General features: G+C 69.3%; 24 protein-coding genes. 14 read left to right on the top strand and 10 right to left on the bottom strand.

What is annotated here, in order from left to right:
• The first annotated feature begins 18 nt into the window (after nt 1-18).
• The 6 genes from VGR32_RS12420 to VGR32_RS12395 all read left to right on the top strand — a co-directional run bounded on the left by VGR32_RS12420 (nt 19) and on the right by VGR32_RS12395 (nt 5518).
• Nucleotides 19-372 (top strand): hypothetical protein, encoded by a 354-nt coding sequence (locus VGR32_RS12420; protein WP_327451112.1) that lies wholly within the window; start codon nt 19-21, stop codon nt 370-372.
• Between the two features lie 98 nt (nt 373-470).
• Entirely contained in the window at nt 471-1871 is a 1401-nt protein-coding gene (locus VGR32_RS12415; RefSeq protein ID WP_327451110.1) for a cystathionine beta-synthase, read from the top strand.
• 103 nt (nt 1872-1974) lie between these two features.
• Nucleotides 1975-2766, top strand: a complete 792-nt coding sequence (locus VGR32_RS12410; protein ID WP_327451108.1) for an alpha/beta hydrolase family protein — start codon at nt 1975-1977, stop codon at nt 2764-2766.
• Nucleotides 2767-2896: 130 nt separating this feature from the next.
• Nucleotides 2897-3622 carry a dienelactone hydrolase family protein gene (locus tag VGR32_RS12405; RefSeq protein WP_327451106.1) on the top strand — a complete coding sequence of 242 codons (726 nt, stop codon included), beginning with the start codon at nt 2897-2899 and terminating at the stop codon, nt 3620-3622.
• Between the two features lie 10 nt (nt 3623-3632).
• Complete coding sequence (locus VGR32_RS12400) at nt 3633-4361, top strand: dienelactone hydrolase family protein (RefSeq protein WP_327451104.1); 729 nt, start codon at nt 3633-3635, stop codon at nt 4359-4361.
• Nucleotides 4358-5518, top strand: coding sequence for a cystathionine gamma-synthase (locus tag VGR32_RS12395; protein ID WP_327451102.1), 1161 nt, complete (start codon nt 4358-4360; stop codon nt 5516-5518). The genes VGR32_RS12400 and VGR32_RS12395 overlap by 4 nt, the downstream gene beginning before the upstream one ends.
• Before the next feature lie 4 nt (nt 5519-5522).
• Here VGR32_RS12395 and VGR32_RS12390 read toward each other — a convergent pair whose 3' ends face one another.
• From VGR32_RS12390 to VGR32_RS12365, 6 genes are all read right to left on the bottom strand, one after another.
• On the bottom strand, nt 5523-5774 hold the full coding sequence (locus tag VGR32_RS12390) for a hypothetical protein (RefSeq protein ID WP_327451100.1): 252 nt from the start codon (nt 5772-5774) through the stop codon (nt 5523-5525).
• A 25-nt stretch (nt 5775-5799) separates the two neighbouring features.
• Nucleotides 5800-5943 carry a hypothetical protein gene (locus VGR32_RS12385; RefSeq protein WP_327451098.1) on the bottom strand — a complete coding sequence of 48 codons (144 nt, stop codon included), beginning with the start codon at nt 5941-5943 and terminating at the stop codon, nt 5800-5802.
• 105 nt (nt 5944-6048) lie between these two features.
• On the bottom strand, nt 6049-6261 hold the full coding sequence (locus VGR32_RS12380) for a cold-shock protein (protein WP_327451096.1): 213 nt from the start codon (nt 6259-6261) through the stop codon (nt 6049-6051).
• Between the two features lie 168 nt (nt 6262-6429).
• The gene (locus VGR32_RS12375) at nt 6430-7140 is read right to left on the bottom strand and encodes a TorF family putative porin (protein ID WP_327451094.1); all 711 of its coding nucleotides are present in this window, start codon (nt 7138-7140) and stop codon (nt 6430-6432) included.
• A 68-nt stretch (nt 7141-7208) separates the two neighbouring features.
• A complete protein-coding gene (locus tag VGR32_RS12370) occupies nt 7209-8144 on the bottom strand; it encodes a nitronate monooxygenase (RefSeq protein WP_327451092.1) in 936 nt (311 codons plus the stop codon).
• Nucleotides 8145-8207: 63 nt separating this feature from the next.
• A complete protein-coding gene (locus tag VGR32_RS12365) occupies nt 8208-8954 on the bottom strand; it encodes a TonB family protein (protein ID WP_327451090.1) in 747 nt (248 codons plus the stop codon).
• A gap of 86 nt (nt 8955-9040) precedes the next feature.
• Here VGR32_RS12365 and queF point away from each other — a divergent pair, with 86 nt between their 5' ends.
• Together queF and VGR32_RS12355 are read left to right on the top strand one after the other, a co-directional pair.
• Entirely contained in the window at nt 9041-9502 is a 462-nt protein-coding gene (gene queF / locus VGR32_RS12360; protein ID WP_327451088.1) for a preQ(1) synthase, read from the top strand.
• A gap of 67 nt (nt 9503-9569) precedes the next feature.
• Entirely contained in the window at nt 9570-10424 is an 855-nt protein-coding gene (locus VGR32_RS12355; protein ID WP_327451086.1) for a DUF817 domain-containing protein, read from the top strand.
• Here the strand turns inward: VGR32_RS12355 and VGR32_RS12350 are convergent.
• The gene (locus VGR32_RS12350) at nt 10421-10837 is read right to left on the bottom strand and encodes a GNAT family N-acetyltransferase (RefSeq protein WP_327451084.1); all 417 of its coding nucleotides are present in this window, start codon (nt 10835-10837) and stop codon (nt 10421-10423) included. The two genes, VGR32_RS12355 and VGR32_RS12350, sit on opposite strands and share 4 nt — an antisense overlap.
• Nucleotides 10834-11418, bottom strand: coding sequence for a nitroreductase (locus VGR32_RS12345; protein WP_327451083.1), 585 nt, complete (start codon nt 11416-11418; stop codon nt 10834-10836). The genes VGR32_RS12350 and VGR32_RS12345 overlap by 4 nt, the downstream gene beginning before the upstream one ends.
• A 45-nt stretch (nt 11419-11463) precedes the next feature.
• Between VGR32_RS12345 and VGR32_RS12340 the strand changes: the two genes are divergently transcribed.
• The 3 genes from VGR32_RS12340 to VGR32_RS12330 all read left to right on the top strand — a co-directional run bounded on the left by VGR32_RS12340 (nt 11464) and on the right by VGR32_RS12330 (nt 13223).
• Nucleotides 11464-12105: an NUDIX hydrolase gene (locus VGR32_RS12340; RefSeq protein WP_327451082.1), complete on the top strand. Its 642-nt coding sequence runs from the start codon at nt 11464-11466 to the stop codon at nt 12103-12105.
• Between the two features lie 17 nt (nt 12106-12122).
• Entirely contained in the window at nt 12123-12944 is an 822-nt protein-coding gene (gene cysE, locus VGR32_RS12335) for a serine O-acetyltransferase (protein WP_327451081.1), read from the top strand.
• A 69-nt stretch (nt 12945-13013) separates the two neighbouring features.
• A complete protein-coding gene (locus VGR32_RS12330) occupies nt 13014-13223 on the top strand; it encodes a DUF3126 family protein (protein ID WP_125256962.1) in 210 nt (69 codons plus the stop codon).
• Between the two features lie 12 nt (nt 13224-13235).
• Here the strand turns inward: VGR32_RS12330 and VGR32_RS12325 are convergent, their stop codons facing one another.
• Both VGR32_RS12325 and VGR32_RS12320 read right to left on the bottom strand, forming a co-directional pair.
• Nucleotides 13236-13607: a response regulator gene (locus tag VGR32_RS12325; protein WP_327451079.1), complete on the bottom strand. Its 372-nt coding sequence runs from the start codon at nt 13605-13607 to the stop codon at nt 13236-13238.
• Nucleotides 13608-15116, bottom strand: a complete 1509-nt coding sequence (locus VGR32_RS12320) for a sensor histidine kinase (RefSeq protein WP_327451077.1) — start codon at nt 15114-15116, stop codon at nt 13608-13610. It lies immediately after the preceding gene.
• Nucleotides 15117-15226: 110 nt separating this feature from the next.
• Between VGR32_RS12320 and VGR32_RS12315 the strand changes: the two genes are divergently transcribed.
• The 3 genes from VGR32_RS12315 to VGR32_RS12305 all read left to right on the top strand — a co-directional run bounded on the left by VGR32_RS12315 (nt 15227) and on the right by VGR32_RS12305 (nt 21071).
• Nucleotides 15227-16747, top strand: a complete 1521-nt coding sequence (locus tag VGR32_RS12315) for a carboxylesterase/lipase family protein (RefSeq protein ID WP_327451075.1) — start codon at nt 15227-15229, stop codon at nt 16745-16747.
• Nucleotides 16748-16954: 207 nt separating this feature from the next.
• A complete protein-coding gene (locus VGR32_RS12310; RefSeq protein WP_327451073.1) occupies nt 16955-18016 on the top strand; it encodes a LacI family DNA-binding transcriptional regulator in 1062 nt (353 codons plus the stop codon).
• A gap of 1 nt (nt 18017) precedes the next feature.
• Nucleotides 18018-21071, top strand: a complete 3054-nt coding sequence (locus tag VGR32_RS12305) for a TonB-dependent receptor (protein WP_327451071.1) — start codon at nt 18018-18020, stop codon at nt 21069-21071.
• Nucleotides 21072-21153 lie beyond the last annotated feature (82 nt).

Genomic DNA, 21153 nt, shown 5'->3' with positions numbered 1-21153 from the left:
CGTCTCCGGAGCCCGTACATGTCCCTCGCCGCCCTCGCCCTGACCGCCGCCCTGCTGGCGCCGCAGGATCCCGTCAGCCACCAGCAGGCCGTGACCTGCACCGGCGTGTTCATCGGCGTCGCCGTGATGGCCGGCGCGGCGCAGGAAGAGTCTCCGTCCGCCGAAAACGAAGAGCTGCTGGCGACCGCCGGCAAGCTGGCGCAGGCCGCCGACGCCGATCGCGTCGCCGCCGCCGGTCGCGAGGGCATCGCCCTGGAGGCCAGCGGTCAGGCGGTCAACGCCTGGCTGGAGGCCGCAGTCGCCGACGGCAGTCTCGACGCGATCCAGCGCGAACTGGAGCCCTGCCTGACGCGCTACGCCTCCGCACTGTGAAGCCGGGGAGGGCGCCGGGCGTCTGACCCACGACGCTTGACCCCGCGAGGACGCGCGCCCAGCTTCGCGCGCGTTCGTTCACGGGAGTCGCTCACGTCATGCCCACCGCCGCCCCGACCGTCAGCGCGCCGTCCGGCTCGCTGCTGGACCTCATCGGCGCCACGCCCATGGTCGAGGCGACGCGGTTGGACACGGGCAGGTGTCGCCTGCTGCTGAAGCTCGAGTCGCAGAACCCGGGCGGCTCGATCAAGGACCGGATCGCGCTGTCGATGATCGCGGCGGCTGAACGCGAGGGGTTCCTGAAGCCCGGCGGGACCATCGTCGAGGCCACCGCCGGCAACACGGGTCTGGCCCTGACGCTGGTGGGGCAGGCCAAGGGCTACAAGGTGCTGCTGGTCATCCCGGACAAGATGTCGAAGGAAAAGATCCAGCACCTGCGCGCCATGGGCGCCGACGTGCGCCTGACCCGCTCCGACGTCCCGCACGGACATCCGGAATACTACACCGACATGGCGGAACGGCTGGCCCAGCAGATCCCCGGCGGCTTCTACGTCAACCAGTTCGCCAACGACGCCAACTCGGCCGCCCATTTCGAGACCACGGGTCCCGAAATCTGGGCCCAGACCGGGGGCGAAGTCGGCGCGCTGGTGGCGGGGATCGGCTCCGGCGGGACCATCACGGGCATCGCACGCTACCTGAAGTCGGTGGGCTCGGACGCCGAGATCATCCTCGCCGATCCGGTCGGGTCGACCCTCGCGGGCATCGTCAACGACGGCGTGCCGGGGCCGGAGGGCAGCTACACGGTCGAGGGGATCGGCCAGAATTTCGTGCCGGACACGGCGGACGTCACCCTGATCGACAAGGCCTATTCGATCCCGGACGCGGAAGCGATCGCCACGGTGCGCGAGCTGCTGCTGAAGGAAGGCATCCTGGCCGGATCGTCGTCGGGCACGCTGATCGCCGCGGCGCTGCGGTGGTGCCGCGAGCAGACGGAGCCGAAGACCTGCGTCACCTTCGTCTGCGACACCGGCGCGAAGTATCTGTCCAAGGTCTACAACGACGCCTGGCTGGCCGATCAGGGGCTGACCGAGCGGACCCTGCACGGCGACCTCAGCGACCTGATCACGCGCCGGCCGGAGGAGGGCGGCGTGGTCACGGTGGGTCCGGACGACACGCTGGACACCGCCTTCAAGCGCATGCGGGGAGCCGACGTGTCGCAACTCCCGGTGCTGCAGGAGGGCCGTCTGGTCGGCATTCTGGACGAGAGCGACATCGTGCACGTGCTCGACACCGACGAGATCACGCGCAAGGAACGGTTCGCCAAGCCGGTCCGGTCGGCCATGACGCGCGACCTCGACACCGTTCAGGTCAAGGAGCCGCTGGACGCCCTGATCCCCCTGTTCGACCGGGACCGGGTGGCCATCGTGCTGGACGGTGAGCGGTTCGTCGGTCTGATCACCCGCACCGACCTGATCAACCACCTCAGCCTGAACCGCTGATCTCGCAGGTCCAGGCCGGACCGTCGGATCGTGTCGTCAAAGGAGCTGGACTGCGGCGAAAATGTGGTCGACGCTGGCTGTTCCACCCTTGGGACCGCAAATCATGACCCTATCCCGCTTTCTCGTCTGCGCGGCGGCTGCGTCGATCGCCCTGGGCGGCGCGTGGTCGGCCTCAGCCCAGGCGCCCGCGTCGCTGGCCGGCTGCGCCGACGACGTGCGCCAGAACGCCACGCGCGACAGCATCTCCTACCAGTACCGGGGCAAGACCATCCCGGCGCTGATCTACAAGCCGCGCCCCGGCGCCGAAAACGGCGTGGGCATCGTGCTCCTGCACGGCTTCACAGGTCTGGGGGGGCACGGTCCGCTGTTTGATCCGCACGCCATCCAGCTCGCCTCCCGCGGCTACACCGTTCTGATGCCGAGCTATTTCGACGCCCGGCAGTGGCGGCAGCGTTTCGACGGGGACGACGTCAAGGAGTGGTCGCAGGCGTCCGCCGAGGCCGTGAAATTTCTTGCGTCCCAGCCGGGCGTCGATCCCGCGAAGGTGGTTCTGTGGGGCTACTCCCTGGGAGGCTACATCGCGACGGACGGTTCGCTGACCGATTACGGCACCGCAGCGGGCGCCGTCGGCGTTTCCGCCGGAACCGACATCTTCAACAACGCCTCCCGCGGATCGCGGGCCATTCCCGTGCTGTTGATGCACGGCCGGTCGGACCGTTCGGTCAGCGTGCGCTCGATGGAAGCGCTGGCGCGCAATCTCAGCGTCAGGGGCGCCACGGTCGAGACCGAACTGCTGGATCGACAGCAGCATGAGCTGGACGCGCCGACGTGGTGCCACGTGTTCGGCCGGACGCGAGAATTCCTCGAAGTGCACTTCCTGAACCCGCCCGCCTGACAGGCGGGACGGCGTCCTCGACCGGAGGCGGCGTCGCGGCGGGTCGTGGACCTGCCGCCGTCGCACTTGCCAAGTGGGATCGTTGCGGCATCCATGCAGGATGGCCCGCCAGTTTCCGGGAAAGCGCGAGATGACCTTGACCCGCCGCCACTTCGCCGGGGCGCCCCTCGCCGCGTTGATGGGCGGATCGGCATTCGGCCAGGAGATGGCGCCCGGCGTCAGTCTGACCGCTTTCGTCAGCGCGGGTCAGGAGGTGGCCGCCGTCCTGTTCACACCGACCCGGCCGGGTGGCCCCATGCGCGGCGCGGGCGTGGTGCTGCTGAACGGCGGCGGGGGCACGAACAACGATCTGCCGCGCTTCTATCGCGACGCGGTGCGCATGACGGAGCGAGGCTACGTCGTCGTAATGCCGAACTATCTGGGCGCCACGCCCGAGCCGGATCCGCGCAACCGGGTCCGCTGGGTCGACCTGGTGGTGGATTGCGCGACCTGGCTGACGAACGCGCACGGCGTCGGCGCGGGGCGGGTGGCCTTGATGGGCTTCTCCAGGGGCGGCTGGCTGGCGACCGAGACGGCGCTGACGCGCCCGGGTTTCCGCTGCGCCGTCGGCATCGCGTCGGGCGGCGACCTGGCCGTCGAGGCCATCGTCCATCGGCCGCCCGTTCTGCTGATTCATGCCGACGCAGACCCCGTCGTGGCGCCCGCGACGACCCGGGCGTGGCGGCGGCGGATGCGCGACGCCGGAGTGCCGGTCGAAACCTACGTGCTGGACTCCGGGAACCATGTGTTCGAGCCTTCGGAATGGAGCGAGATTTTCGGGCGGGCGGAACGCTTCGCCCGGCCGCACCTCAGCTGACGGAGGCTGCATGAGACGACGCTCGGTACTGGGGGGGCTGGCCGCTCTGGGGGCCGCGCCCGCTCGGGCTCAGGATCCGTTGCTGATCTACGCCGGCCTCACCTTCCGCAGCCACGACAAGGACATCCGCGCGATCCACTACCGACCGCTGGGCAGGGACCGGAAGGCCGCCGTCGTGATGATGCACGGCTCGGGCGGCCGCATCCGCAACGACGGACCGTGGCACGACCTCGCGATGCAGTTCGCAGGCGACGGCTATGAAGTGCTTACGCCCCTCTACACCGACGCCTTCCCCGACGACGGCATTCGTCCGCCGGCGATGATGGAAGCGTGGCGCGACGTGGGCGAGCACGCGATCGACTGGTTCATCGAACGGGGCGTGGATCGCCGTCGCACGGCCATGTTCGGCTATTCGCTGGGATCCTACGTCGCCGTGGACGGCGCCTTGGGAAACAGCCGCGCCGCGGCCGCCATCGGTCTCGCCGGCGGCGTCGACGTCTACACGCCGCGCCCGCCGCGACGTCGTGTCCCGGTGCTGATGATCCGGGCCGAGCACGACACGCACGTCCTGCCGCGCAACACCGACGCGTGGATCGACTTCCTGCGCGACCGGGACGTCTCGGTGCGCGAACACACCGTCAGGGGCGCCGGCCATCTGTTTCTGCCGCACGAATGGGTGGAAATCTTTCAGGTCTCGGCCCAGTTCTACGGCTCGAACATCGGCCGGGAGACCTCATGACCATCCGCAATCGCCAAGGCTTCTCGACCCGCGCCATCCACGCGGGCCAGCGGCCGGACCCGACGACCGGCGCGGTCATGACGCCGATCTACGCCACGTCGACCTATGCCCAGGAAAGCCCGGGCGTGAACAAGGGGTATGAATACGCGCGCGGCAAGAACCCGACGCGCGAGGCGTTCGAGGCCTGCCTGGCGGATCTGGAGGGCGGGACCCACGCGTTCGGCTTCGCCTCGGGGATGGCGGCGACGTCCACGGCGCTGGAGCTGCTGGACGCCGGTTCGCACATCGTCACGGGCGATGACCTGTACGGCGGTTCGTGGCGGCTGTTCGAGCGCGTGCGCCGCCGGTCGGCGGGGCTGGACTTCGCCTACGTCGACATGAGCGATCTCGCGTCCGTGGAGGCGGCGATCACGCCGAAGACGAGGATGATCTGGGCGGAGACGCCCACCAATCCGCTGATGAAGCTGGCGGACGTCGCCGGCCTGTCGAAGATCGCGAAGGCGCATGGCCTGATCCTGATCGTCGACAACACCTTCGCCACGCCGTGGAGCCAGCAGCCGCTGTCGCTGGGGGCCGACGTGGTCATGCATTCAGCGACGAAATACCTGAACGGCCATTCGGACGTCATCGGCGGGGCGCTGGTCACGGCGGACGCCGACCTCGCGGCCCAGCTGAAGTTCTTGCAGAACTCCGTCGGCGGGGTGATGGGGCCGTTCGACGCCTTTCTGGCCAATCGCGGCCTGAAGACGCTGGGCGTGCGCATGAAGGCGCACAACGAGAACGCCCTGGCCGTCGCGCGCTGGCTGGAAGAGCGGAAAGGCGTGGCCCGCGTCGTCTACCCCGGGCTGGTCTCCCACCCGCAGCATGACCTGGCGGCGCGGCAGATGAACGGCCGGTTCGGCGGCATGGTCACCGCCTTCATCGACGGCGACCTGTCGCGCACACGGCAGGTGCTGGAGCGCGTGGAGGTGTTCACGCTGGCGGAGTCGCTGGGCGGCGTCGAAAGCCTGGTCAACCACCCGGCCATCATGACCCACGCCAGCGTCCCGAAGGCTCTGCGCGAGGCTGGAGGCGTCACCGAGAACCTCATCCGCCTGTCGATCGGCGTCGAGGACGTCGAAGACCTGATCGCCGACCTGGACCAGGCGCTGGGCTGAGGCGTCAGCCCGACAAGGCCGTTTGATGCCCGGTCGCCGGCGGGACCTTCTTCTTGCGCACGGGCGCCTTGCGCACGACCGGCGCCGGGGGCAGGGCGGCCCGGCGGGCGCGTTCCTCGTCGATGAAGGGCAGCAGCTCGGACGCCGCCGTCATCTGCGTCATCGATCCGTGCACGATCAGCCGTTCGGCGTTGGCGCGGAGGACGTTGAGGTCGTCGTCGTTCAGGTGAGGCACGCGGTCGCTCAGCGGGGTCATGGGCGGCTCCTTTTCGATGGCGGCCTCAGGGCCGGCGTCCGGACAGACGCCAGCCCCTCAGCTGATTGAAGGCGATCTCGATGTGCACGGCGTCGCCGATCAGGCATGGCGGCAGATCCTGGCCACGCGGCGGCAGGACCGTGACCACGTGCCCGTTCGTCAGGCGCACCCGTCTCAGCCCCAGCGGCAACAGAGCGACGACCTCGCCTTCGAAGGCGATGGGTTCGGGCGTCGTCGCGGGGCCGGGACGGCCGGGATCGACGGGGAGGATGATCTACTCCGCCGCCTTCAGACGACCTGCGGACTCCTTGCCCGAACGGGAGTCGCGTTCGACCTCATACGAGATCTTCTGGTTCTCGTTCAGGGCGCCCAGACCCGAAGTTTCCAGCGCGGAGGCATGGACGAAGACGTCCTTGCCGCCGTCGTCTGGCTGGATGAAGCCGTAGCCCTTGGTGGAATTGTACCATTTCACAGTGCCGGTCGCCATGAGCTGACCTCCGCTAAGCGGTTGGCCGAAGGGAGGATTCCCGGCGGCCCGTCGGGTCTGGGATGGGATCGGCGGAACCTCGGTGCGCGATGCAAAGGGCAGCGTTTCGCAAACGAGATGTCGACTCCCTTCACATGGGCGCCCGAAGGGGTCCAGGCAAGCGGACCGTCAGAAATAGGTCGCCAGACCGACCACGAACCTGCCGTCGTAGATCTCCGTTCCGACCACGGCGGGGCCGTCGGCGTCGGTGTCGTGCCAGCGGGCGTCCAGCTCCAGCCGGTCGGTGACCTGCCATGTGGCGCCGACGTCCCAGCCGACGTAGTCCACGCCCACCTCCTGCTCGCGCTGGCCCACGCCGCCCGACCAGCTCAGGCGCGGCGACTGGTCCCAGCTGGCGCGGGCCTCGTACCAGGTCCAGGCCTCGGTCGATCCGACGCCGTCCGGCGTGTGCTGCAGACGCAGCTTGCCCTCGACCGGTCCGATGGACCGGATCAGGTCGGCGGTGAACTCCCACGCGCCGGCGTCGTCGGTCATGGCCGCGTCGACCAGCCACTTGTGCTCCGCCGACAGGTCGACGTCGAAGCCCCAGACCTGGGGGCGCCACCCGCCGATCAGCGACACCTCGACCTCGGCGCCGTTGGACTTCACGGTTTCCACCGCGGGGCCGAAATAGAAGGCCCCGTCGGCGCTTGCGTATTCGGCCAAGGCCCATACCGAGGGGTCTCCGTCTGACTTCGACACCTGCTTCGACCGATTGTCGGACTGCACGCCCGCGCCGAAGCTCCAGCTGCCCCGCGGCGCCGGATCGGCATCCTGTGCCAGGGCGGGCGCGGCGAGGGCCGAAGCGAGCAGGGCGAGGGCGAGCGGGCGCAGGGTCATGACGGTCCGTGGACGGAGGAAAGGCGCGGCTCTCCTACCGCGGCGCGACGGCGAAATGAAGTCTGGGCTCAGGCGGCGCGCCAGGGCTCGTCGGCGAAGGCGGCGACCGCCGTGCCATACTCGGCCTTCAGGCGCGCGATCAGATCGGCTGTGGGGATCACGTCGTGGATCGCGCCGGAACCGTGGCCCGCGGACCAGACCGTCTTCCACGCCTTCGCCTCTTCGCCCATGTCCAGCTTGTGCTCGGGCAGGGACCTGGGGTCGATGCCGTTGGCGACCAGCGACTTCGTCAGGAAGTTCGCCGGAATGCCCGAAACCGCCGGCGTGTAGGTCACGTCGGTCGATCCCGAGTCGACGATCATCTGCTTGTATTCGCCCTGCGCCGCGCTCTCGGTCGTGGCGATGAACCGGGTGCCCATGTAGGCGAAGTCCGCGCCCAGCGCGCGCGTCGCGGCCACGTCCCGCCCGGTCGAGATGCAGCCCGACAGGATGATCGTGCCGCCGAAGAAGCTTCGAACCTCCTCCACCAGGGCGAAGGGATGGATCACCCCCGCGTGCCCCCCGGCGCCGCCCGCGACCAGGATCAGGCCGTCGACGCCGGCCTCCGCCGCCTTCCGCGCATGGCGGATGTTGGCGATGTCGTGGAACACCACGCCGCCATAGCCGTGCACGGCGTCGACCACGTCCCGCACGGCGCCCAGGCTGGTGATGATCAGCGGCACCTTCTCCTCGACCGACACCATCATGTCGGCCATCAGGCGCGGATTGGTCGGATGCACGATGTGGTTGACGCCGAACGCGGCCGCGCCCGTCTTCCGCCGCGCCTTGATCTCGTGCAGCCATTCCCGATAGCCGTCGGTCGTGCGCTGGTTCAGCGACGGGAAGGTGCCGATGACCCCGGCGTTGCAGCACTCGACCACCAGGTCCGGCCCCGAAACCAGAAACATCGGCGCCGCGATGACCGGCAGCGTCAGTCCGGACCTCAGGCTCTCAGGAATGGCCATGCGCATGCACCCCGTTGCGTTTGAATACGGATAGGACGGCGCCGTCGGGGAAGGCAAACGGCGTCAAGGAATGTGGAAGGTGATCGTGCTGCGCACCGTGAAGGGCCCAGCCGCCGAACCCGACTCGATGGGCATGGCCAGGCGTCCGCGCCTGACGACCCCGACGGCCGCCTCACCCACCCCGGCGCCCCGCGGGGTTTCGGCTTCGGCCCGGCAGTCCTCAAGTCGCCCGTCCGTCCGCACGCGGCAGGCCACAAGCGCGCCGGCATGCACGGGCGACCGCATTCGCAGCAGGGCCGCCGGCAAGTCGTCGGCGACCGGCACGGGGCGTCGCGCCCAGCGCGGCGGGACGTCCAGCAAGCCACCGTTGGCGTCGTAGAGCCCGCCGCCCGGGGGAGGCGCCGGCGGCCCCGGCTCCTCCGGCAGGCGGAAGGTCGCCGTCCACGTCGCCTTGGCGTCCTCGGCAAGACCGTCGACCGTGCGGGGCGACACGCGCGCCGTCGCCGCGCCCGCCAACGCCGCCTCGGCGAAGCCGAAGCCCGGGCGCACGTCTTCCAGAACCTCGCAGTCGACCAGATATCCGGTGCGCGAGACGGTGCACCGCAGGGTCACCGAGCCTTCGACGCCGGCGTCGAGGGCCGGTTCGGGATATTCGAGTCTCGGCTGCCTTCCCCAGGCCGGGTTCGTGATCATCGAGGGGCGCGGCGGAGGCGCGCCCGCCGACTGCGGCACGATCACGGCCACCGGCGGTCGCGTGTCTTCGGACTGCGCGCGCGCCGCACCCGGAACAAGGAGCAGCAGGGCCAGCAAGCCCAGACTTTGGCATTTCCCGCGCAAGCGACTAACTCCACTGACCATCGCGCCTTGATCGCCCGACGAAAGCTTCGCCGCAAGCCATGACCACCGACACCTCCAACCTGTCTCAACTCGGCGCCCATACGCCCATCCCCGCCTCGCCCGAGCAGGCGACGCTGGAGCGCGTGCCCAATCCGCATCCCGACGCGCTGTATCTGGCGCGCTTCACGGCGCCGGAGTTCACCAGCCTGTGCCCCGTCACCGGCCAGCCGGACTTCGCCCACCTGGTCATCGACTACGCGCCGCAGGACTGGCTGGTGGAGTCGAAGTCGCTGAAGCTGTACCTGACCAGCTTCCGCAACCACGGCGCCTTCCACGAGGACTGCACCGTCTCCATCGGCCTGCGGCTGCTTGGGCTGCTTCAGCCGCGCTGGCTGCGCATCGGGGGCTATTGGTATCCCCGGGGCGGGATCCCCATCGACGTGTTCTGGCAATCCGGCGAGCCCCCGAAGGGCCTCTGGCTGCCGGACCCCGGCGTCCCGACCTATCGCGGGCGCGGCTGAGCCGTTTTTTGGCGTTTGCTCATGACGGGCTCATGAATCGTGGCAGCGGGTCTGCTGACGTCCCGGCATGACCGACGCGCGCCGTCCCCCTCTCGAAAACCTCGGCCGTCGGTGGCTCGCCCGTACCCAGGACTGGGCCGATCGCGATCGCTGGCGGGCCGCGGGGTTCGAGCTCGTCTGGTTCGGGCTGAAGCAGGGTTGGGCCTGCCTGTTCGGCGGCCTGCTCCTCGGGCTGGTCCTGACCACGCATCTGCTGTGGCCCGACGACGCACCCGTCGCCCGCTACGACTTCCTCGTCTTCGGCGCGCTCGCCATCCAGGCCGGCATGCTCGCCTTCAGGCTGGAGACGTGGGCCGAGGCGCGGGTGATCTTCCTTTTCCATCTCGCAGGCACGGTGATGGAGCTTTTCAAGACCGCCCACGGCAGCTGGATCTATCCCGAACCCAGCCTGCTGAGGGTCGGCGACGTGCCGCTGTTCTCGGGGTTCATGTACGCGGCGGTGGGGTCGTACATCGCGCGGGTCCAGCGCATCTTCCACATTCGGGTGCGCCGCTTTCCGCCGCTGTGGAGCCTGTGGCTGCTGGCCGCCGCGATCTATGTGAACTTCTTCGCCCATCACTGGCTGCCGGACGTGCGGATCGCCCTGTTCGCCGCCAGCGCCCTGATGTTCGCCGCGGGCAGCTTCAGCTTCGTCGCCGATCGCGCGCGCCGCCGCATGCCCTTGCTGGCGGGCTATGGCCTGGTCGCGCTGTTCATCTGGTTCGCCGAGAACCTGGCCACCTTCGCCCGCGCCTGGACCTATCCGGATCAGGACGCGGTCTGGCGCATGGTGTCCCTGCAGAAATTCGGCAGCTGGTACCTGCTGATGCTGGTGAGCGTGGCTTTGGTCGCCATCGTCCGCCGGCCCCAGCGCGAGGCCTAGAGCAGGCGCGCCATGCCGATCGATCGGGGCGCGGTGGGCCTGAAGCCGTACTGTTCATAGAGTTTCCAGGCCTCGCCGTCGGCGATCAGACTGACGTAGCACCCCGGGGCCGCCAGCTCGGCGAGACGGCTCATCAGCGCGGCCATGATCGCCTTGCCCAGCCCCTTGCCCTGATGCGCGGGATCGACCGCGACGTCGACGATCTGGGCGAACAGGCCGCCGTCGCCGATTGCGCGTCCCATGCCGATTGCACGGCCGTCGTGCCGCACGACGACCCCGACGAGGGTGTTCGGCAGGCCGCGACCGGCGTTCTCCGCCGCCATCGGCGTCATGCCGGCGTCCGTACGAAGCCGCACGTGCTCGTCGACGGCCGGCGTCTCATAAGCCAGATCGTAGCCGGCGGGCAGGGTCATGGCAGACGCTCCACCTTGTCGCCGACCCGGGGCCGGGGGCGCTCCAGCAAGGGTTCCGCGGCCGTCCCCATGTGGATGAAGCCGGCGACCGTCTCATCGTCGCGCAGGCCCATCAGGGCCCGGGCGCGGGGGTCGTAGGCATACCAGTCCGTGATCCAGCTGGTCGCATATCCGTGGGCGTTCGCCGCGTGCTCCAGGTTCATGCAGACCACGCCCGCCGACAGCTGCTGCTCCCACAGCGGAACCTTGGGACTGTCGACAGGCGTCGAGACGACCATCACCGTCACGGGCGGCGCCGCCAGCTTGCGCAGCACGGCGCGGTCCTTGTCGGTCGGCGCGGCGGCCTCGAGTTCCGCCACCCACCGCGCGCGCGTCTGCGGTCCGATCACCACCAGACGCCACGGGAACAGCTTTCCGTGGTCGGGCGAGCGCAGTCCGATTTCCAGAATGGCCTCAAGGTCCGCGTGGGACGGCCCGGGCGCAGCCAGACCCTGCGCCGGGGCGGAGCGGCGGGCGCGCAGGCGTTCGATCAGGGCCGCGTCGCGCGCGGGGTGGGGCAGGGCGGTTCCGAAATCGCTCATGCGCCTCACCTAGTCGCGGCCCGTCCGATCCGCCATACCGCGCGCATGACCGGCCGCGACGACGCCCGCAGCGATCCTCCGTGGGACGACGGCTCCGGGCGGCCGCCGCCCTGGAAGGACCATGGCGAGCGGCTGATCTTCGAAAATCCGTGGATGCGCCTGACGGAACACGCGGCGACGGCGCCCACGGGGGCCGCGGCCGACTACGTGGTCATGCGCCCGACGGCGCTGGCCACCGGCGTCCTGCCGCTGCATGGCGACGGCACCGTGACCCTGGTGGGTCAGCACCGTTTCGTCCTGACGACCTGGTCCTGGGAGATGCCCGAGGGCGGCGCCCGACCCGGCGAGGACCCGCAAGCGGCCGCCGCCCGGGAACTGGCCGAGGAGGCGGGACTGTCGGCCCGCACGTGGCGCGAGGTCCTGCGCATGGACATGTCGAACAGCGTCACGGATGAGCAGGCCGTGGCGTTTCTGGCCTGGGAGCTCGATCCCGTTCCGACCTCGCCGGACCCGACGGAAGCCTTCCGCGTGGTCCGCGTGCCCTTCCTCGATCTGATCGACGCCGTCGCCGCCGGGCAGGTCCGCGACGCCTTCACCGTGGCGACCGCGCTTCGTGCGCACCATATGGCGGTGACCTCGCAATTGCCCGGCTGGCTCTCGCACGTCATGCTGGGCCGCCCGCGTTGATCGTCCCGGAGGACGCCATGGCCCTTCCCGAACTCGCGCCCGTCGCGCCCAGCCTGTGGGCGCGCCTGCGCGACGCCGCCGCCGAGGCCGCCGCGCGGGAACCGGGGCTGGCGTCCCAGATGAACGCCGTCGTGCTGTCCCATGAGGGGCTGGCCGGCGCCCTGAGCTTCCAGATCGCGCGCAAGCTGGGCGATCAGGAGCTGAACGCCATGACCGTGCGCGAGGTCTGCCTGGCCGCCTATGCCGACCGGCCCGATCTGGTCGACGCCGCCGAGGCCGATCTGCGCGCGGTCGAGGAGCGCGATCCAGCCATCCGCTCGCTGCTGCAGCCGTTCCTGTATTTCAAGGGCTTCCAGGCCCTGCAGGCGTGGCGCGTGGCCAACTGGCTGTGGGGGCAGGACCGTACGACGCTGGCCTTCCACATCCAGAGCCGCATGTCCGAGCTGTTTCAGGTCGACGTGCACCCGGCCGCGCGTGTGGGCCGGGGCATCTTCATCGATCACGGCACCGGCGTGGTGATCGGCGAGACGGCGGTGATCGGCGACGACGTCTCTATGCTGCATGCCGTCACACTGGGCGGCACGGGCGCGCAGCGCGGCGACCGGCATCCCAAGATCGGCAAGGGCGTCCTTCTGGGCGCCGGGGCCAAGGTGCTGGGCAACATCACGATCGGCGACTACGCCAAGGTCGCCTCGGGCTCGGTGGTGCTCAAGCCCGTGCCCGCCGGCTGCACCGTGGCCGGGGTGCCCGCCCGCCTGGTCAACTGCCCGACCGAGGCGGCGCCTGCGCGGACCATGGACCACACGCTCGCCGACGTCGTCTACGACTTCGTGATCTGACGGGGTTTCGTTTCGCCGACCCCTTCTCTAGGGTCCGCGCGACATCGCTTCAGACTGGAAGGTCCGCCCGTGAAAGACACCGACATCAAGCGTCTGGAGACGCACCTGAAGCGCACCTTCAACCACGGCGGCATCCAGGTCCGCGCGCGCAAGCAGGCGGATTCGGCCGAGGTCTACGTCGACGACGAGTTCGTGGGCGTGGTCTTCGAGGATGAGGACGGGGACGGCTCGTTCATGTTCGAGATGGCCATCCTCGGCGAGGACCTGCCCAACCCCTGAGGGCTTCAGGGATCAGACGGTCGCGACGCCCAGCGCCCGCATCAGGGCGTCGCGGATCACCGCCTCGGTGAACGGCTTCTGCACCGTCGGTCGGCCGCGCCAGTTCTCCGGCAGGCCGCCCTCTCCGTAACCGGTCGAGAAGACCAGCGGGATGCCCCGCGCCTCCAGCGCCTCGGCCACCGGAAACACAGGCGTGCCCGCGACGTTGACGTCCAGCAGGGCGGCGTCCAGCCCGTCTTCCTGCGCCAGCCGCAGGCCTTCGTCGACCGAGGCCACCGGGCCGACGGGCACGCAGCCCAGATCTTCCAGCATGGTCTCCAGCAGCATGGCCACGAGGGATTCGTCCTCGACCACCAGCACGCGCCGATCCTTCAACGCACTCATTCAGCTTCGCCCCGAATCCACCTGAAACGCCATGACGACCGCAAGTCCGCGGTCGCCGTACTCCATCGTGATCTCGCCGCCGAGATCGTGCCGCACCGAGCGCTCGATCAGGCGGCTGCCGAACCCGCGCCGCCCCGGCGGCGAAGCCGGCGGCCCGCCGGTCTCGCGCCACGTCACCGTCATGCGCGCGTCGGCGTCGACCGTCCAGTCGACCGTCACCCTTCCTTCCGGCAAGCTGAGCGCGCCGTACTTGGCCGCGTTGGTCGCCAGCTCGTGGAACACCATGCCGAGCGAAAGGGCCGCCGACGGCTTAAGCGCGACGACGGGACCGTTCAGCAGTACCCGCTGGCGTCCGTGCGCCTCCGTCTCGTGTTCCAGCACCTCATGCAGATCGGCGCCTTCCCAATGGCTGCGTGTCAGCAGGTCGTGGGTGTGGGACAGGGCGAGGAGGCGCGACTGGAAGCTCTCGGCGAACCGCTCGGGCTCGGCGTGGGACCGGGCGGTCTGCATGGCGATCGACTGCACCGTGGCCAAGGTGTTCTTCACCCGGTGGTTCAGCTCGTCGATCATCAGCCGCTGGCGCCGGTCGGCCAGCACGGCGTCGGTCACGTCGTGCCCCTGCACGAAGACGCCGGCGACCGTGCCGTCGGCGTCGCGCAGGGGCTGGTAGATGAAGTCAAGATAGACGGTTTCCAGCGCGCCGCGCCCGGCGCGCGCCAGCTGAACCGGCACAGCCTGCCCCCGGAACGGCTCGCCCGTCCTCCTGACCTCGTCCAGCAGGTCGACGAACCCCTGATCGCGAATCTCCGGCAGGGCATCCCTGAGGCTCTTGCCGTCCAGATCGTCTCGTCCGACCAGCTCCGCATAGGCTGCGTTGTGCATCTGGAAGACGTGTTCGGGCCCGGTCAGCACCGCGATGAAGCCGGGCGCCTGCAGGAACATGTCCAGCAAGCGGTTCCGCTCGGTCTGAAGCCGCCGGTTGTCCTGCTGCAGGTGCTCTGCGCGCGCCATGATGTCGCCGCTGAGCATGGCCGCCACGGTCGTGCGGTCCTCATCGCCCACGCGCCGGCGCAGACGCTCGATCTCCGTGACGTCCTGGGTGTGCTGCAGGATGTAGACGACGTCGCCCGTCGCATTGCGAACGGGCGTATGGGTGGCGCTCCACCAGCGGTCCTCGACCCGGCGGCTGCCGTCGGCGCTCGCGGTTTCGATCGGGTAGTGGATCAGCGGCAGCAGATCGCGCTCGCCCGTCACCGCCACGTGCTCGAGGGACTCGCGCAGCCGCTCCACGTTGGTTTTGGCGGCCGGGTCCGGCCCGCCGCCGTCGAAGACGTCGAAGATGTATTTGCCCAGCAGGTCGTCGCGCGTGCGGCCGACCGCGTCCAGATAGGCCTGGTTCATGCCGGCATAGCGCATGTCCGGCGTCAGCAGCATATAGGGGTTGGGCGAGGCGTCGAACGCCAGCGCGATGTCGCGCGCAAGGTCGCCGCTCAGCGCCAGATGCTTCAAGATGTCCCCCGCATGCGGGCGTTGAAACGCAGCTTTTTCATCCGGGTTCCGTCGCAGATGAAACTATTTCTGCATTGTCGCCCCGACAGCGGCGGCGCAAGCGTGGCGCCATGTCGCTGCTTGCCCTGACCGTCGCCGCCATGTTCCTCGTTTCGCCTCAGGACCCCGCCCGGCCGAGCGCCCAGACGACGTCCGGCGGGGTCACGGGCGTGCGCGGAGAGGGCGTCGTCGCCTTCAAGGGCATTCCCTACGCCGCGCCGCCGGTCGGCCCTCTCCGCTGGACCCCGCCCCGGCCGCCCGCGGCCTGGGAACATGCGCGCGACGCCTCGTCGTACGGCGCGATCTGCATTCAGCCGCCGGCCAACGGCGACCCCGGCGTCGGTCCCCTGCCGATGAGCGAGGACTGCCTGACGCTGAACGTCTGGGCTCCGGAGGGCGCACGGGATCTGCCCGTCATGGTCTGGCTCCATGGCGGCGGCTACAACAACGGGTCCGGCACGGCGGCCCTGTACGACGGCTCGGCGCTGGCGCGACGCGATGTGGTCGTCGTGACGATCAACTATCGGCTGGGCCGGCTGGGCTTTTTCGATCATCCCGCGCTGGCGGCCGACCGCGCGGCCGATCAGCCTGCCGCCAACTACGGCGTGATGGACCAGATCGCCGCCCTGGAATGGGTCAGGGAAAACGTCGCGGCCTTCGGCGGCGACCCCTCGAACGTCACCATCTTCGGAGAGTCGGCCGGCGGCGTGGCGGTGACGCAGCTCATGATCGCCCCGGGGGCGCGCGGACTGTTTCATCGCGCTGCGATCCAGTCCGGACTGGGGCGTCAGCAGTCGGCCGAACTGGCGCTGGACCGCCCGGGCCGGCCCTCGGCCCAGTCGCTTGGACGGGCCTGGGCGCGCGGGGCGGGGCTGCGCGCGGACGTCGACGCCGAGACGCTTAGGGCGGTTCCGGCAGAGAAGCTTCTGACGCCCATGCCCGCCTTCTACTCCGACAACCTGATCGTCGACGGCCGGGTGCTGACCGAGGACGTCGTCGAGGCCTTCGAGGGGGGACGCCAGGCGCCGGTCCCGCTTCTGATCGGCACGAACAGCGCCGAGTTCTGGTGGATCCGGCCGACCGACGCCGGGGCCTACGGGCGGGTCGACGACGCGTTGACCGAGGCGGAGCACGACGCGTTGCTGGCGGCTTACGGCGGCGGCGAAGCCTACGACCAGCACGTCGTCAGCGACTTCATCTTCAACGAGCCGGTTCGACATCTTGCGCGCCTGCACGCCCGGGCCGGCCACCCGACGTGGCTCTACCGGTTCGACGTGGTGCCCGATTCGAACCCTGAACCGAGCGGTGGCGCGACCCACGCTTCGGAGCGGCCCTATGTGTTCGAGACCCTGCACACGGTCGGACGACCGCTGGGCGATCGGGATCGGCGCGCCTCGGCCGACATGGCCGGCTACTGGACCGATTTTGCGCGCGTCGGCGACCCCAACGGCGGCGGCAGGCCGTCATGGCCCGACGTCCGGGCGGAGGCCGACATGCTGCTGGAGTTCACGAACGGCGGGCCGGTGGCGAAGGCCATCCCCAACCCGGCCCGCCTCGACCTGATCTCGCAGTTCTACGACCGGACGCGCTGACGGGCCCAATAGCGCTGTAGCGCGTCGAACACAGCGGCGGATGTGTCCGAACTGCGGCCCTTGCGGGGCGCATTGAGGGTGTGTCATGTAACCGTTTACACGTTCGGCCGGGGCGGACCTCGACAAGGGGCCGGGATCGGGCCGCGTGCGGGAGAGACGCGTCTTGGGGCCTTCCCCCACATTCGATCACGCGTGCGGAGCGGCGGCGTGAAGCCCGCCAACATCCGCGACGTCGCGCGGCGCGCCGAGGTGTCGGTGGCGTCGGTCTCGCGCGTGCTGAACGGCGCCGGTCCCGTGACCGACGCCACGCGCAAGAAGGTCATGGAGGCGGTCGAGGCGCTGCAGTACGTGCCGCACTCCGGCGCCCGCAGCCTGTCGACAAGCCGGAGCCAGACGGTCGGCGTGATTCTGCCGGACCTCTACGGCGAGTTCTTTTCCGAGCTGATCCGCGGCGTGGACCTGGCCGCGCGGGAGCGCGGGTATCACCTGATCGTCTCCAGCTCCCACGACGAGGCGGGCGCCGCGGCGGCCGCCGTGCGCTCGATGCGGGGACGCGTCGACGGCCTGATCCTGATGTCGCCGCACGCGGAAGTGGGGCAGGCGACGGCGGCGGTGACCGGCGGGTTGCCGGTGGTGCGGCTGAACGACGGCGCGGCCGACGCCGACGGGCCGTCGATCGTCGTCGACAACCGGGGGGGCGCGGTCGCCGCGGTGCAGCATCTGATCTCGCTCGGCCGCAGGCGCATCGCCCACGTGGCCGGTCCGACCGACAACATGGAGGCCGAGGCCCGCCTCGCCGGCTACCTCGAGGCCATGGCCGGCGCCGGTCTGGACGCCCGGGTGGTGGAAGGCGATTTCGACATGGCCTCCGGTCGCCGGGCGGGGCTGGAGCTGGCCCGCGGGGGCGTCGTGGACGCCGTCTTCGCCGGCAACGACATGATGGCGCTCGGCGTCATGCTGGCGCTGCAGGACGCCGGTCGCCGCTGCCCGGAGGACGTCGCCGTCGTCGGCTTCGACGACGTGCCGCTGGCCTCGCTGGTGCGGCCCGCGCTGACGACCCTTCGCATCGACATCGCCGAGATCGGCCGCAGTGCGCTGGTGCGCCTGCTGGCCCAGATCGACGGCCAGCAGGACGCCGGACGTCAGACCGTCCGGCCAGAACTCGTGATCCGCGGCTCCACCTCGGGGCCGGACGCGAAACCACGCGCGGCGAACGAGCGGACGCCGGTCGCGCATCATTCCGCTCAGGGGGACAATCAGGATGTCTAGGATGAACATGCGTTATCTCGGGGCGGCCTCCGCCCTCGCCGTCGCGGTCTCGCTGGGACTGGCCGGCACGGCCTCGGCGCAGGTCGCCACGTCTACCATCCGCGGCTCGATCACCGACGGCGGCGCCGCTGAGGCGGGCGCCTCGGTTGTCGCCCGCGACGTCGCGACAGGCTTCACCTCGCGGGCCACGGCGAACGCCAACGGCGACTACGTGCTGTCAGGCCTGCGGCCGGGCACCTACGAGGTGACCGTCACGACAGCCGACGGCGAAAGCGCCTCGGACGTGGTGTCGATCGGCGTCGGTCAGGTGGGCGATCTGGACCTCGCGGTCGACGGCGTCGCCATCGCCGGGGCCACCCAGGTCGACGACATCGTCGTGGTCGGCCGCCGTCTGGTCGAGGTTCGTACGCCGGAGAACGCCACGAACGTCACCAGCCAGCAGATCGAGGATCTGCCGCAGATCAACCGCAACTTCCTGAACTTCGCGGCTCTCGCTCCCGGCGTCCGCGTTTCCCAGGACGAGACGGAGCAGCAGATCACGGCAGGCGGTCAGCGCGCCGAGTCGGTCAACGCCTTCATCGATGGGGCCAGCCTGAAGTCGAACGTCATCGCCGGCGGCATCATCGGCCAGGACGACAGCCGAGGGAATCCCTTCCCCCAAGCCGGCATCCAGGAGTTCCGCGTCGTCTCCCAGAACTTCAAGGCCGAGTACGAGCAGGCCTCGTCCGCAATCATCACCGCGGTCACCCGTTCGGGCACCAACGAGTTCGAGGGCGAGGTCTTCGGCCTCTACCGCGACGAGAGCATGGTTGAGCGGGGCCGCTTCGCGAACCCGGCGCAGGAAGAGCCCGATCTGAGCATCGAGCAGTGGGGCGTGGCCGTCGGCGGGCCGATCATCCGCGACCGGCTGCACTTCTTCGCCACCTATGAGCGCAAGGAGGAAAATCGGGCCAACACCGTCGCCCTGACTCGGACCGATCCGCGGTTCGTCGCCCAGTTCGGGCCGTTCCTCGGCGACTTCGCCGCGCCGTTCCAGGAAGACCTGTTCTTCGGCAAGTTGAGCTGGCAGCCGAGCGAGGGTCATCGCGTCGACTGGAGCGTCACTTATCGCGACGAGTCGGAACTGCGCGACTTCGGCGGCATCGACTCCTTCGAGCGCGCCAACGACCTGCGTCAGGACACGCTGGCCAGCAACCTGCGCTGGCAGTGGGAAGGCGACGGATTCCTCAACGAGATGGCCGTCGACTACCGCGACTATCACTACAACCCGGGCGCCGCGAACTTCACCGACCGGGGCGAGAACTATCGTCTGTTCGAGAACGACACGAGCCCTGCGCCGGGCTTCCAGCCGGACTACTTCGGGGGCACGGCGATCTTCAACCGCGGCGGCCGGGATTCGACGCAGGACATCTCCGACAGCGGCTTCACCTTCCGCAACGATCTGACCTTCGACCAAGTCGAGCTCAATGGCTTCCACACCATCAAGCTCGGCGGCAAGGTCGCGATGCAGAACTACGAGGTTCTGAAGCAGTTCGGCCGGAATCCGCTGTTCTACTTCGACGTGGACGGACGCCCGGAGCTCAGCGGTTCGGCCACCGTGCCGTACCGCGTCGAACTGGGTCGCTCGTTCCCGAACGTCGATCTCGATAACACCGTCATCGGCCTCTACATCCAGGACGACTGGCAGATCACTGACCAGCTCGAGATCAACCTCGGGCTGCGCTGGGACTACGAGACCAACGCCAACAACAAGGACTATGTGACCCCGGCATCGGTGGTCGCAGGTCTCGATCAGTGGATCGCCTCGACGGACGGCGGCAAGCCCGCCGGCTACGCGCCGAGCTGGTTCAACCGCGACGACTACATCTCGACCGGCGACAACCGCGACCCGTTCGCGGGCGCCTTCCAGCCCCGCATCGGCTTCTCCTACGACGTGTTCGGAGACCGCTCGACGGTCATCTTCGGGGGCGCCGGGCGCTACTACGACCGGATCAACTTCAACTTCTCGTACGACGAGATCGTGAAGCCGCTGGACATCCGCCAGAACGCCTTCTTCTCCACCACGGGACGGCCCGCCGGGCAGGACCGCGACCCCGGTCCGGGCGTCGATCTGCCGGGTGAAGCCGGGGATCCCATCCTGTGGCAGGCGTCTTACGGGACGGCCGGCGGGCTCGATCCGGTGTTTGCCACCATTCCGGGCAAGGGCGAAGCCTTCCTGCTGGCGAACGACTGGGAGCCGCCGGTCACCGACCAGGTCAACTTCGGCGTGCGCCAGCGCTTCGGCGACTGGCAGTCGGAGTTCACGCTGGCCTACGGCAAGACCAAAAACGAGTTCACGTGGCAGTACCTGAACCGCTGCCGCGAGCCCACCTACGGCAACGACGGCGACGGCTACGGCGACAACGGCGGATTCTGCTCGCCGGGGGCCGCCAACCCGTACCGCTCTTACCTGGTGTCGGACCACAACAAGGAGCGCGAGTTCACCGCCCTCTACGTCAAGCTGGACAAGCCCTACACGGCCGACTCCGGCTGGGGCCTGAACATCGCCTACACGTGGTCGGAGTCGCTGCAGAACGGCGGCAACGACAACTTCTGCTTTGACTGCTTCAGCGTCGAAAGCTCGCCGACCCGCCGTTCGGCGAACGACGAAGAGCACCGCATCGTCGCCAACGGCACCGTCGATCTGCCGTGGGACCTGCAGCTGTCGGGCATCCTCACGCTCGGCTCGGGCACCCCGTTCAACGTCTTCGACGGAACCGGCTCCAGGTTCTATTTCCGCCCGTACGCGGGTGATCCGGAGAAGTACTCGTTCATCGTTCCGAACGCCTTCGCCTACCGGAACCTGGACCTGCGCCTGACCAAGGACTTCAGCCTCTGGAACGGGTCGGAGATGTCGGTCTTCGTCGACGCCATCAACGTCTTCAACTTCGACAACTACACCAACTTCGACGGCGGCACCGGCTCGGCCACGTCGCCGAATCCGAACTTCGGTCGTCCTTCCGCGGTCCTGTTCCCGACCCGGACCTTCCAGATCGGAGCCCGCTACAAGTTCTGATCCGCCTTGCCTGCCGGGCCGCCGCGACGCCCAAATCGTCGCGGCGGCCTGTTTTCTTTTGTGTTCCCAAGCGTCGCGTAAG

This window comes from Brevundimonas sp., assembly GCF_035935935.1.
Lineage (GTDB): Bacteria > Pseudomonadota > Alphaproteobacteria > Caulobacterales > Caulobacteraceae > Brevundimonas.
This window is presented reverse-complemented; position numbering and strand designations above follow the sequence as displayed.